The sequence below is a fragment of the Nostoc sp. genome (assembly GCF_036917465.1).
Lineage (GTDB): Bacteria > Cyanobacteriota > Cyanobacteriia > Cyanobacteriales > Nostocaceae > Nostoc.
Window position 1 is genome coordinate 24,845 of the sequence record NZ_JBALDL010000043.1, and the last position, 13,035, is coordinate 37,879.

Annotated in this window: 9 protein-coding genes; 2 read left to right on the forward strand and 7 right to left on the reverse strand. The window is 44.0% G+C overall.

The window, feature by feature from the left end; genetic code table 11:
* Positions 1-253: 253 nt before the first annotated feature.
* The 4 genes from V7K38_RS09040 to V7K38_RS09055 form a co-directional block, all read right to left on the reverse strand.
* Positions 254-4,177 carry an SBBP repeat-containing protein gene (locus V7K38_RS09040; protein ID WP_334857150.1) on the reverse strand — a complete coding sequence of 1,308 codons (3,924 nt, stop codon included), beginning with the start codon at positions 4,175-4,177 and terminating at the stop codon, positions 254-256.
* On the reverse strand, positions 4,111-4,602 hold the full coding sequence (locus V7K38_RS09045; protein WP_334857152.1) for an SBBP repeat-containing protein: 492 nt from the start codon (positions 4,600-4,602) through the stop codon (positions 4,111-4,113). Before V7K38_RS09045 ends, V7K38_RS09040 begins: the two co-directional genes overlap by 67 nt.
* 122 nt (positions 4,603-4,724) lie before the next feature.
* The gene (locus tag V7K38_RS09050; RefSeq protein WP_334857154.1) at positions 4,725-5,432 is read right to left on the reverse strand and encodes a hypothetical protein; all 708 of its coding nucleotides are present in this window, start codon (positions 5,430-5,432) and stop codon (positions 4,725-4,727) included.
* Between the two features lie 193 nt (positions 5,433-5,625).
* The gene (locus V7K38_RS09055; protein ID WP_334857155.1) at positions 5,626-6,099 is read right to left on the reverse strand and encodes a Tn3 family transposase; all 474 of its coding nucleotides are present in this window, start codon (positions 6,097-6,099) and stop codon (positions 5,626-5,628) included.
* 84 nt (positions 6,100-6,183) lie between these two features.
* On the opposite strand from V7K38_RS09055, the gene acs reads away from it, so the two are divergent.
* A complete protein-coding gene (acs, locus tag V7K38_RS09060; protein ID WP_334857156.1) occupies positions 6,184-8,157 on the forward strand; it encodes an acetate--CoA ligase in 1,974 nt (657 codons plus the stop codon).
* Positions 8,158-8,486: 329 nt separating this feature from the next.
* The gene (locus tag V7K38_RS09065; RefSeq protein WP_334857157.1) at positions 8,487-9,167 is read left to right on the forward strand and encodes a tetratricopeptide repeat protein; all 681 of its coding nucleotides are present in this window, start codon (positions 8,487-8,489) and stop codon (positions 9,165-9,167) included.
* A gap of 357 nt (positions 9,168-9,524) precedes the next feature.
* Here the strand turns inward: V7K38_RS09065 and V7K38_RS09070 are convergent, their stop codons facing one another.
* The 3 genes from V7K38_RS09070 to V7K38_RS09080 all read right to left on the reverse strand — a co-directional run bounded on the left by V7K38_RS09070 (position 9,525) and on the right by V7K38_RS09080 (position 12,941).
* Positions 9,525-11,456, reverse strand: coding sequence for an ABC-F family ATP-binding cassette domain-containing protein (locus V7K38_RS09070; protein ID WP_334857159.1), 1,932 nt, complete (start codon positions 11,454-11,456; stop codon positions 9,525-9,527).
* A gap of 71 nt (positions 11,457-11,527) precedes the next feature.
* A complete protein-coding gene (locus tag V7K38_RS09075; RefSeq protein WP_334857160.1) occupies positions 11,528-11,944 on the reverse strand; it encodes a DUF1824 family protein in 417 nt (138 codons plus the stop codon).
* 148 nt (positions 11,945-12,092) lie between these two features.
* Entirely contained in the window at positions 12,093-12,941 is an 849-nt protein-coding gene (locus V7K38_RS09080) for a prohibitin family protein (RefSeq protein WP_334857161.1), read from the reverse strand.
* Positions 12,942-13,035 lie beyond the last annotated feature (94 nt).

The window sequence follows — 13,035 nt, forward strand, 5'->3', positions numbered from 1 at the left end:
CTTTACATTTCTTGAGCGCTTGCTTTTAACTCTCATTATTCGATTGTGTCTTTTTAGGCATATCAACCACATCAATCGCCCCCAGAATATGGGGGTATTTTTCTGGCGGTAGTGGCTCTTGTAGAAGGACTTTCAATTGCCGATTACACGTTTGACTAAATTCGTGGAATCTCCCTCAGCATAAATCAAAAATTAAGAAACGCTTGTGACTCAAAACCGTAGATGCCTGATCACAAGCGTTTTTGGTCAACAATTAGCCGAACTTCACACTAACGATGATGTCATTGAAATCTTTATCACCGCTGTTAGGCAAGTCCTCAAACCCGAAAACATTGTTGCCTAATATCCGCACATGGTCTAGTTTGTCCGAATTTGCACCCAGATACGGGAAGTAAATTGCGGGGTTATTATTGGGGTTGCTGTCAAGAAGTTGTTCTGGTGTACCATTAACGATAAGAAATGGTGCAAATACTGAACCAGCCTCAAACTGACCCGTAAAGGTTGCTTTACCCTGGTTCACCACACTCAGGTCAATACCGCCAACACGGTTCTTCACTGCCGCCTCTCCATAGCCTGCTTGTCCGGGTAGCAAATCCCCTATGCCGTCACTGTTGGTATCGATGCCGCCTTTGGCATCGGCCACACGAAAGAAACCGACAAAGTTGTTATATGCTGCCTCACGGTTAACCGTAAATGTTGCATTCTGCGTACCTATCAGCCCACGCAAGTCCAACACCTCGCCTTCTTGCTGGTCTTGTAGGGCAATACCTATGGGTTTATTAGCTTGTGTTCCTAGTTGCATTTGCACTACCGCATCGTTGAACTGACCACTCCCAGGACTATCCTCAAAGCGGAGGTCAAAGTTGCTGTTACCTGCATCAGAAACTTGCAAGGAAGTAGGAGAGGAGAGCAGCAATTGTGACAGTGGTACTGTACCATTCTGCAAACCATCAAGGGTGCCGTTTTGTACTAGTAATAGGCGGAAGCGAATATCACCATCGAGGTCAAGAGTCCGGGTGAGGTTGGTATCAAAGCCCTTGGGCGAATTTCCTAAAGTTGAGAAGATACTGCGAGAACGTGTCAGTGCCGCCTGAGTGTAGTTGGAATCGTTGGGCGCAATGCCGTCGATGGTGCCTTTATCATCGTCTACGGTAAACAGTCCGATTTCGTTGACAACACCGGGAATAGCACTCTTGAGGAGGAATTGTACGGAAGTTGCAGCACCATTGAGGTTGAATACGCTATCAGTATTATCCGGTGCCAGGCTAATTTGAGTGTCGTCATTGGTAATCTTACCTGTCACCGCCTCTGATGTAGCAATGGTGTAACCTGTTCCTGATGCCAGTGTTAACCCCACTGTTTCATCAGCCTCAAACGTTGTGTCAGCAGTTGGGTTAATAGTGACAGTAGCAGTGGTATCACCAGCTTTAAAGGCGACAGTACCATTGATGCCACTAAAGGTGTCAGTTCCGACTATTGTGTAGTCAGTGTTGTAAGTAGCATTGCCGCCAATGTTGAAGTTGACTATCTGGGGGTTGGTTGTGTCGCCATTACGGGTGAAGGTATAAATGAGGTTGTTGCTACCATCTTCAGCAACGCTGTTGGGTGTGAGGGCGAGAGTGATTTTTGGCTCCTCTACCTCGCCCCCAAGCTTGATGACAAAGACATCAATACTGCCAGCACTGGTGAGGCTGGTATCACCAAAGGTCGCAGTATTATCAAAGCCTCCTGTGGCATAGATGTTACCCTTCCCGTCCGAGGTTATGTCTAAGCCTCGGTCATCTGATGTGCTACCAAAGTTTTGTGCCGATAGGAATTTGCCGTTGCTGTCAAGCTTGGCAATGAAGGCATCTTCATCACTATCACCTGTACTGATCAAGGTGATGCTACCAAAAGTGGCAGTATCGGAAAAACTTCCCGTGACGTAGATATTACCTGAACTATCGACAGTAATGCCAGTAACTTCAGACACATTGCCGTCCAACTTATTAGCCCAGATAAATTTGCCACTACTATCGAACTTGGTGATGCTTTCATCAAAATTTCCCGCGACGTAGATGTTTCCCGTGACGTAGGTGTTGCCTGAACTATCGATTGTAATGCCTTCACCTTCAGAGCCACCCCCCAATTTCTGCGCCCAGAGGAAGTTGCCATTGCTGTCAAGCTTGGTGATGAACCCATCATCCCGACCTGTACTGGTAAGGGTGGTGTTGCCAAAAATGGCAGTATCGGAGAAATATCCTGTGACATAAGTATTACCTACTGCGTCGCTGGCGATCGCTTCACCAGACGCATAGGATGTACCACCTAATTGCTGCGCCCACAGGAAGTTGCCACTGCTGTCGAGCTTGGTGATGAACCCATCGTCATCCTCATTACCTGCACTGGTAAGAGTGATGTTACCAAAGGTAGCGGTATCAGAGAAACTGCCAGTTACGTAGGAGTTACCCGAACTATCGACAGCAATGCCCAGAGCTAGATCAAACGAGGTGCCACCCAATTGCTGCGCCCACAAGACGTTGCCACTGCTGTCGAGCTTGGTGATAAAGGCATCACCCTCACCTGCACTGGTAAGGGTGATGTTACCAAAGGCGGCGGTATTAGAGAAAAATCCTGTGGCGTAGGTGTTGCCTGAATTATCGACAGTAATGCCGCTAGATGTCCTGTACGAGCTACCACCCAATTTCTGTGCCCATAAGACGTTGCCACTGCTGTCAAGCTTGGTGATGAAAGAATCATTCCCGGCTCCACTGGTAAGGCTGGTGCTGCCAAAGGTGACGGTATCTGAAAAATCTCCCATCACATAGGTGTTGCCTGAAGCATCGGCGGCGATGCCCCAGCCTACGTCAAACTCAGTACCACCCAATTGCTTTGCCCACAGTACCTTATTAACTGCTAGGTTAATTTGAGTGTCGTCATTGGTAATCTTACCTGTCACTGCTTCTGATGTAGCAATGGTGTAACCTGTTCCTGATGCCAGTGTTAAGCTCACTGTTTCATCAGCCTCAAACGTTGTGTCAGCAGTTGGGTTAATGGTGACAGTAGCAGTGGTATCACCAGCTTTAAAGGCGACAGTACCATTAAAGCCAGTAAAGGTGTTAGTTCCAACTACTGTGTAGTCAGTGTTGTAAGTAGCATTGCCGCCAATATTGAAGTTGACTATCTGGGGGTTAGTTGTGTCGCCATCACGGGTGAAGGTATAAATGAGGTTGTCGCTACCATCTTCAGCAACGCTGTTGGGTGTGAGGGCGAGGGTGATTTTTGGCTGCTCTACCTCGTCCCCAAGCTTGATGACAAAGGCATCAGAATTACCTGTACTGGTGAGGCTGTTATTACCAAAGCTCGCGGTATCTGAAAAGCTTCCCGTAGCGTAGATATTACCCTTTCCGTCGGTGGCAATTCCAGTGCCCAGGTCTGCTAAAGTGCCACCAAATTTCTGTGCTGATAAAATATTACCGTTGCTGTCAAGCTTGGCGATGAAGGCGTCAGAATCACCTGTACTGCTGAGGGTGGTGCTACCAAAAGTGGCAGTACCGTTTAAGGCTCCTGTGATGTATGTATTACCCAGTCCATCAGTGATAATTCCTAAACCTTTATCAACCCCAGTACTACCCAACTTATTTGCCCACAGAACATTACCGTTGCCGTTAAGCTTGGCGACAAAGGCATCCTTATCGCCGGCACTGGTAAGAGTCGTGCTACCAAAGGTGGTAGTACCTGAGAAATATCCCGTGACGTAAATGTTGCCTGCCCCGTCAGAGGTAATGCCAACACCTGCATCAGCCAACGTACCACCCAATTTTTGCACCCAGAGGAAGTTGCCACTGCTGTCAAGCTTAGTGATAAAAGCATCTTGATTCCCCGCACTGGTGAGAGTGATATTACCAAAAGTGGCTGTACCTGAGAAATATCCTGTGGCATAGGTGTTACCTGTTCCGTCAGAGGTAATGCCAGTGCCTCTGTTAGGTAAAACACCACTAGGTACAACACCATCACCCAAGTTTTTCGTCCATAAGACGTTACCGTTGTTGTCGAGTTTGGTGATGAAAGCATCATCACTCGTACTGCCATTAGTGGAAGCGTTAACATTTCCAAGTGAACTTACTGCATTTAGTACGCCAGTAACGTAAGTGTTGCCCGCTCCATCGGTAGTGATGCTGTAGCCAGAGTCAGACAACGTGCTACCCAATTTTTGCGCCCACAGGACGTTACCACTGCTATCAAGTTTAGTAATGAAGGCATCCTCATAACCAGTGCTGGTGAGGGTGGTGCTGCCAAAAGAAAAGTGGCTGTACCTGAGAAAAATCCTGTGGCGTAACTGTTACCAGCCTCATCGACGGTGATGCCCAAGCCGTAATCAGTTAACGTGCCGCCTAATTTCTGTGCCCACAGGACGTTTTTGTTGCTGTCGAATTTGGCGAGGAAGGCATCACTATAACCAAAACTCGTACTGGTGAGGGTGGTATTACCAAAGGTAGCAGTACCGTTGAAGGCTCCCGTGACGTAGGTGTTGCCTAAAGTATCGGCGGCGATGCTCAAGCCAGTGTCGGGGAATGTGCCGCCCAATTGCTGCGCCCACAAGACGTTGTTGATGTTGCTCATGATAGATATGTATTGGTTGGTACTAAATTTTCTTTTGCAGTGTGTTGGGGCTTCAGAAGCGATCGCCTACACCCAACTTCCAATCGGTTGATAAGTTACATCGCTACCGCAGATTTTGAAAGCTAATTCGTCGGTTCAGGTTTAGCTTGTGGGGTTTCTGCTTGACGATCGGTGATTTTTTCTAACTGCGATCGCATTTCTCTACCAGTCTCTCGCCCGACAACTACCCTTAAGGAGTTCACACTTTGTTGTTCTTGGCTGGTGTCTTGGGGAGTAGTTGATGTGTAATTAATCTGAATTTCCGACACCTTTTTGTTGGGAGTAAGCAGCGACCCAGCAATTCCAAATAGAATGGTGCTGACAACCTGTGCCCCCGTGTTATTTTTCTCGTCTTCACGATACTCAATTTTACTGACGCTGGTTGGGGTAATCTGTATGGTACGAGTAGACTTTTGCTCGTTAATAATTTTCAGTTCTTTCCCAGTTTCTTGGTAGATGGTAATACCTGTTTCATTCACCGTAATCTTACAAAGCCCTCGGTTTTCTACCTCGTTGTTCTTAAAAATACAGTCACCTGTTTTTCCCAATCGATCGCTCAACGATATAGGAGCTTCATAACCCTTACATTGAGAATTAAGGGGAAAGTGAGAACATAGGTGGTATAGCTTTTCGCCATCCAAGGCGATCGCTGCGGGTATAAAGACTGCCTCGACTAGCAGCAAGGGAACACACGAGATCGCAGCGATTTTTCCTTTTGGCATAGTTTTTAAACAATTAGCGATCGCTTTTTGCTTATGTTTCATGGGTAAAAAGCCATTTTTGAAATTCACAACTAAAATCCTTAATCTCGCGCTCATAGCAGCAAGTAACCAGGATAAGCAGGCCATTTGTCATGTACTGTTGATATAGATACACAGCTTATTACCAAGATTATGCAAATACATAAGTAGGTATTGAGCCGAGATACGTGTAAAAACCTGCAAGATGGTCTGGAAAGCGTTGCTATATCTACATTTCAAATATTTATAGTAGCAGTTTAGTAGCTTCTAATGGTTGGGGAATATTATGTAAATTCACCACATAATCACCGTATCTTTTGATATGTCTTGTTATGTATGGACTCAAAGCAGCAAGGTGTCGTATAGGAATCAATTCTCCCTGTGACATTAACGTTTGGATAGCGAACGACATATCAACCGTATTCTGTAAAATAACTGCGCTTGCTACCAAATCAAGATACTTCAGCCGCTTTTCCTGCTCAATAGGATCATTTTCAGTAATCGCTCCCAGCTTACCGAAGAATACCCAGTCAAGAAAGGCATTGTACATCTCCACAATATTGGTTATTGCTGTAATATCATGCCGAAGAGACACATTAGAAACATAGTCGAGCAAAAACATTGTTCGTACTACCTTGCCCAACTCAAGAAAAGCTTGATAAAGTCGATTTTTCTTAGATGAAAATGAATGTAAACTAAATAACTCGGCAATTTCCACCTAACTTAACGAAAATCTAGACACCGTGCAGCACAGCTGGGCTAAAAATAGTTTTTAGTAATAATAACGCACTCATAACTAACCATGCCTGAACCAAATATCGAATCAATCCTCCAAGAGAATCGCCTCTTTCATCCTCCTAGTGAATTCTCGCAGAACGCCCATATCAAAAGCTTAGACGACTACAAGCGTCTCTATAACAAAGCCAAAGCCGATCCGCAGCAATTTTGGGCAGATTTGGCGACAACAGAATTAGAATGGTTTCAAAAATGGGATACAGTATTAGATTGGCAACCACCTTTTGCAAAGTGGTTCGTTGGCGGTAAGATGAATATTTCTTACAACTGCCTTGACAGACATCTCACTACTTGGCGCAAAAATAAAGCCGCATTGATTTGGGAAGGAGAACCAGGTGATTCCCGTACGCTAACTTATGCCCAACTCCACCGCGAAGTTTGTCAGTTTGCTAATGTATTGAAGCAACTGGGTGTCCAAAAAGGCGATCGCGTTGGTATTTATATGCCAATGATTCCCGAAGCTGCGATCGCCATGTTAGCCTGTGCGAGAATTGGCGCACCCCACAGTGTGGTATTTGGTGGTTTTAGTGCTGAAGCTTTGCGCGATCGCTTAATTGATGTTAAAGCTAAATTGGTAGTGACAGCTGATGGTGGTTGGCGCAAAGATGCGATCGTTCCTCTCAAAGCACAGGTAGATAAAGCCTTAGCTGATGATGCTGTTCCCAGTGTCGAAAACGTCCTCGTTGTTAAGCGCACTGGACAAGAAACTGATATGCAGTTGGGCGGACGCGATCATTGGTGGCATGATTTACAAAAAGGTGTATCAGCCGATTGTCCCGCCGAACCGATGGACAGCGAAGATATGCTATTTGTCCTCTACACTTCTGGTAGCACAGGCAAACCGAAGGGTGTAGTGCATACAACTGCTGGTTATAATTTGTATACCCATATCACCACCAAGTGGATATTCGACCTGCAAGACACAGATGTATATTGGTGTACCGCAGATGTCGGTTGGATTACGGGACACAGCTATATTGTCTACGGCCCTCTTTCCAACGGTGCAACAACCGTGATGTATGAAGGTGCGCCCCGTACTTCTAATCCTGGTTGTACATGGGATGTAATTGAAAAACACGGCGTTAATATTTTTTATACTGCACCTACGGCAATTCGGGCATTTATTAAGATGGGCGAACAACATCCCAAGGCGCGAAACTTGTCTTCGTTGCGTTTGCTAGGAACCGTTGGCGAACCGATTAACCCCGAAGCTTGGATGTGGTATCGGAAAATAATTGGTGGCGATCGCTGTCCAATTGTTGATACTTGGTGGCAAACGGAAACTGGCGGTATCATGATTACACCGCTACCAGGAGCAATCCCCACAAAACCAGGTTCCGCAACCCTTCCCTTCCCAGGAATTATTGCAGATGTCGTAGATTTAGAAGGAAACACCGTACCAAACAACGAAGGCGGTTATCTGGCGGTGCGTCATCCTTGGCCAGGAATGATGCGGACAGTCTACGGCGATCCAGAACGCTTCCGCCGCACTTATTGGGAACACATTCCACCCCAAAATGGTAACTATACTTACTTTGCTGGTGATGGGGCTAGACGTGATGAAGACGGCTATTTCTGGGTAATGGGTCGTGTGGATGACGTACTGAATGTTTCAGGACACCGCCTTGGTACAATGGAAGTAGAATCAGCCTTAGTTTCTCATCCAGCCGTTGCAGAAGCGGCGGTAGTGGGTAAACCTGATGAACTCAAGGGTGAAGAAGTAGTTGCTTTTGTGACTTTAGAAGGCAATTATCAGGGAAGTGAAGAACTGAGTAAAGAACTCAAGCAGCACGTCGTCAAAGAAATTGGTGCGATCGCCCGTCCGGGAGAAATTCGCTTTACCGACGCTTTACCCAAAACGCGATCGGGTAAGATTATGCGGCGCTTATTGCGGAATCTAGCTGCTGGACAAGAGGTATCTGGTGATACTTCGACATTAGAAGATAGAAGTGTGTTGGATAAATTGCGGGAAGGGACGTAAATAATTCAACGGATCGCGTCAGGATTCTCCGACTTCGGCGTAGCAAGTCGGGGAGGAATGGCGCTCCGGGACTGGGGACTGGGGACTGGGGACTGGGGACTGGGGACTGGGGACTGGGGACACGGAAAGAGTTTTCTTCTCTACGAGACGCTGCGGGAACAAAACTTGGTTGGGGTCTGAATCCCCAGTCCCTAATTCTCATTCCCCACTCCCTCGTTCAATTAGCGTTGTAGGGATGCACAGATGTGTATTCCTACTTGTGGTGTATCACACCCAAGGCGCTCACATTTTATGATGGATGTAAGAATATTATCGAGGCATTCAGGACGATGAAGCTGAAGATCAAACCTAAATCAGCATTTGTTCAACCTTTTAGCTGTATGATGCTGGGTATTTTAACTGTAATTGGTTTATCACCATTAGCGTTAGCGGTTTCTGAAAAAGTTTCTTTGCATTCGTCGGAACAGGATGCACAGATACAACCACAAAAACTAGCACAATTTTCAGACACAGGATCGCCAGAGCGATCGCAGATGTTGCAACAAGCTAATGCTTTATTAAATCAGGGAGATTTAACGGGTGCAGAGGAAAATTTACGCAAGTTAGTTAAAAAATTCCCAGATGATGCATTTGCACACTTTCAACTAGGAAATGTGCTTTTTCAGCAAAAGAAAGCAGAAGAAGCAATTAGCTTTTATCAACAAGCCATTCGTCTCAAGTCAAAATACGCTCTAGCTTACAATGCGATCGGCATGGTTTATGCTAGCCAAAGTCGCTGGGAAGAAGCCATGACTGAATATAAAAAAGCTCTAGAAATCAATCCTAATTATGGCGAAGCCCTAACTAATTTTGCACTGGTATTGTGGCAAACAAATAAAAAAGATGAAGCACTATCTTCTTTACAAAAAGCTTTAAATATTTTCAAAGCACAGAATAGAGGTGAAAAAGTTAACCAAGTCGAACGATTATTAAAAGAGATCAAAACCGATAACGATCCTAGTGTCTCCTGAGATAGGACTTACGCAAAATTGTCTCAAAAACCTGATTTGTCGTAGCGGTAATTCTTAAATGAGTAATGAGTAATGAGTAAATACCCATTACTTATTACTCATTACTTCAAAATTAAAGACAGTTGGAGTCGGGGATTTAAACCCCAATTCAACTAAGCGCAAAGTGGGTGCGTCACGGTTTCCGTGCGCCCAACTTTGTAAGAATACTACGTATAGACGTAGGGGTTTTTAACCCTTGATTTGGCGATCAATTAGCGCTACAGAACTTTTTTGCTTAAGTCCTGTAAGAATCAGATTATCCGGGGATATGAATGAATTGAGAAGACTTTGACGCGCCTATTCAACGTAATAGCCTGATCATGTAGCTTCCATCTCAGCCAATTCTAACCAGCGTTCAGTCGCCACATCGATCGCGTGCTTGAGCTTTTCCACACGATCGTAGAGTTTCTGCACTTCGCTATAATTCCCCGGTGACACATTCCCTAGCGTTTTCTCGGTTTCTGTCTTCTGTGCCTCTAACTGGGCAATTTTACCTTCCAACTGCTCAAATTCTTTCTTTTCCCAATTGGATAACCTCCGCCGCTTTGGATTTTCTACATCCTTGGGTGAAGACGCACCATTTTGGACTTCGGTATTTTTGGGCTTCTCCTTAGTGTTGGCAGCTTGTTGCTGTGCCTCTTCAGCCTTTTTATAGTCCAGATAAATCGAGTAATTACCTGGATATTGCCGGAGATTACCCCCTTCCTCAAAGGAAAATACTGTGTCGATGGTGCGATCGAGAAAGTAGCGATCGTGAGAAACTACAATTACACACCCGACAAAATCTTCTAAATAATCCTCAAGTACCGCTAATGTCTGAACATCTAAATCATTTGTCGGTTCATCTAAAATCAAGACATTGGGCGCACCCATCAAAACCCGCAACAGAAATAAACGGCGTTTTTCACCACCAGAAAGTTTACTAATTGGGGCATACTGTTGATTACCAGGAAACAAAAACCGCTCCAACATTTGCGAAGCAGTAATTTGAGTTCCATCGGTAATTTTGATAAATTCTCCTTCTTCTTTGATATAGTCAATCACGCGCTGACTTTCATTTAAAGCTGTGAGCAATTCTTCAGAATGCTGGTCAAAATAACCAATGTGAACTGTAGTTCCAATTTCTGCAACACCTGAATCTGGCTTAATTTGTCCAGTAATAATATCCATTAAAGTGGATTTACCAGCACCATTAGCGCCGATGATGCCGATGCGGTCTTCTGGACTAAATTCGTAGGTGAAATTATTAATCAGAGTGCGTCCATTGTATGCTTTAGAAACGTTATTTAATTCAATAACTTTTTTGCCAATGCGACGACCAACGGTAGAAATATCAACTTTACCCTGAACTTCTTTAAATTCAGTATCCCGCAGAGCATGAGCGCGGTCAATTCTAGCTTTTTGCTTAGTACTCCTAGCTTTCGGGCCTTTTTTCAGCCATTCCAACTCGCGCCGCAATAAGCCTTGATGTTTCCGTTGACTGCTTACGGCAGATTCTTCAGATAAAGCTTTCTTTTCGAGGTAATATGAATAGTTACCTGTATAGGTATAAATGTCGCCTCGGTCGATTTCAACGATCCGATTGGTGACGCGATCTAGAAAGTAGCGATCGTGGGTAATCAGAAAAAGTGCGCCGCGATAGCGATTTAAATAACTTTGTAACCATTCAACAGAAAGCGCATCTAAATGGTTTGTCGGCTCATCCATCAGCAAAGCATCGGGTTCTGCTAATAAGGCTGATGCTAAAGCAATCCGCTTGCGATAGCCTCCAGATAAAGTGCCTATCTTGGCATCAAAGTCAGAAATTCCTAATTTTGTGAGGATGATTTTGGCATTTGTTTCTAATTCCCAAGCATTATTTGTATCCATCTTTTGCATCACCACAGAAAGGCGAGACATCAGTTGACTATCATCTGGATAGTGAGCTAATTTATCTGATAGTTCCTCATACTCACGCACCAAAACCGTATGTTCGCCACTGTCAGCAAAAACTTGCTCTAAAACTGTGTGGTTCTCATCTAAATCTGGTTGCTGGGGTAAATAGATGATTTTAGAACCGGAGTTGATGATAATTTGACCGCTATCAATGGATTCTAACCCAGCAATCATTTTTAACAGCGTTGATTTTCCAGAACCATTAGTACCAATTAAACCAACTTTATCGGTAGCATCGAGGCTAAAGCTGGCATCTTTTAAAACTTCTTTGATGCCAAAGTCTTTTTTAACCGACTGGAGTGTAATAATACTCATAAAATCTAGTAATTTTTCATTGATCGTTAGTTAGTAGGTAAAGCACATACCCTACCTACATTTGCCGAATTCTATACAAATAAATCCAAGGGTAAATGTCCATACATTTCGTTGATTCCGTCTTCGTGGTAAGACTGACAAGATACTAATACTCCACGATGATGTCCAGCATAAGAATCAAGATAGCATAAGCCATTTTTACCATTTAATTTGATATAAACTGGCCCTTCAGGTGTCAATAAGTTGTCTGGTGGTTCATAACCCAAAGCCAGAGAATAGGTTTTCATCGCCAGTATTCCTTCTTCTGCTGTATCAGCACAAATCCCTAAAATTTGATAATCAGCAAGCTTGGTGAGCAAAATTAGAGCATCACGAATTACTACTTTCTCTGATGGCTTGAGAATCGGCGCAATATCTAAACAGTTAAATTTATTCAGTAATTTTTTCGCTTCTTCGGCGGTGAGATTTTCAGGATTGGGGGTTGACATAAACTTTGATGATGTTTTTGTTGGTTTTTCTGTTGTGTTTGAGTTGGGACTAGCCCAACTTATTAAGTATTATTTACTCAATTTAAAGTCGTGTTAACTTCGACTTTGCTCAGTTACCAAGGCTTTAATATTAAACAAAGTCAAAATATTAAGGCTGATTTTGGACATTTCCAAGGTTGAATAAGAAAGGAACACTGCTTTTTGAGTCATTACCCATAACGAGGACTTTGGGCATCTGAGCGCCGCCACTTCTCCAAGCTTCAATTGCTTCTTTTTGCAAAACTAACTGTCCTCCTTGGGCTTTGAGTGTCTCTGCTAAAAGTCTTTGAGCTTCTGCCCTACCTTTAGCGCGATTCACATCTGCTTGTGCTTCTTGTTCTGCTTCCCGTGCTACATAAACGGCTCTTTGCGCTCGTTGTTCAGCAATTTGTTTTTCTTCCACTGCTTTGGCAAATTCTGGTGAGAATGCTAAATCAACTACGCTAGTATCTAACACAATTATCCCATATTTGTCTAAGCGATCGCCTAACGCTTGATCGAAGTCTTCTTTTAACTCACTTCTTTTAGTAATTGCCTCTTCTACTGTTCTTCTGGCGGCTGCAATTTTAAATGCTTCTTGAGTCTGTGGTGCAATAATTTTCGATACAATATTCTCTAAGGTTCCTTGTTTCCTTCTAACTTCAACTACCTGTATGGGATCGAGGCGAAAGTTGATTGCAAATCTCGCAGATAAATTTTGCAAATCTTTAGTAGAACTCTCTGCTGGTACTTCAAATTTTTGGACAGTTAAATCATACACATCTATCACTGAGATAAAAGGCGGTTTTATGTGAATGCCTTCCAATAAAGCGCCATCTCTCGCTTTACCCAAGATGCTGATCACTCCTGCTTGTCCTGGGTTGATAATGATAAAGGAATTTAGTCCAAGAATCACTAGTGTTGCTAGCACAATTCCTAAAACTGTGCTTTGCCAATTTCCAAATTGCTGATTTTTCAAATTCCTTTCTCCAATATGAATTAGTCATTTGTCATTTGTTATTAGTCCCTCAGTCTCCAGTCCCCAGTCCCTAGTTTTACTTTGACTTGAGTAA

Bases quoted from the DNA above. Each gene is read 5' to 3' on its own strand.
- V7K38_RS09045 (WP_334857152.1), bottom strand. From the start codon at position 4,602: ATGAGCAACATCAACAACGTCTTGTGGGCGCAGCAATTGGGCGGCACA.
- V7K38_RS09070 (WP_334857159.1), bottom strand. From the start codon at position 11,456: ATGAGTATTATTACACTCCAGTCGGTTAAAAAAGACTTTGGCATCAAA.
- V7K38_RS09065 (WP_334857157.1), top strand. From the start codon at position 8,487: ATGAAGCTGAAGATCAAACCTAAATCAGCATTTGTTCAACCTTTTAGC.
- V7K38_RS09075 (WP_334857160.1), bottom strand. From the start codon at position 11,944: ATGTCAACCCCCAATCCTGAAAATCTCACCGCCGAAGAAGCGAAAAAA.
- acs (WP_334857156.1), top strand. From the start codon at position 6,184: ATGCCTGAACCAAATATCGAATCAATCCTCCAAGAGAATCGCCTCTTT.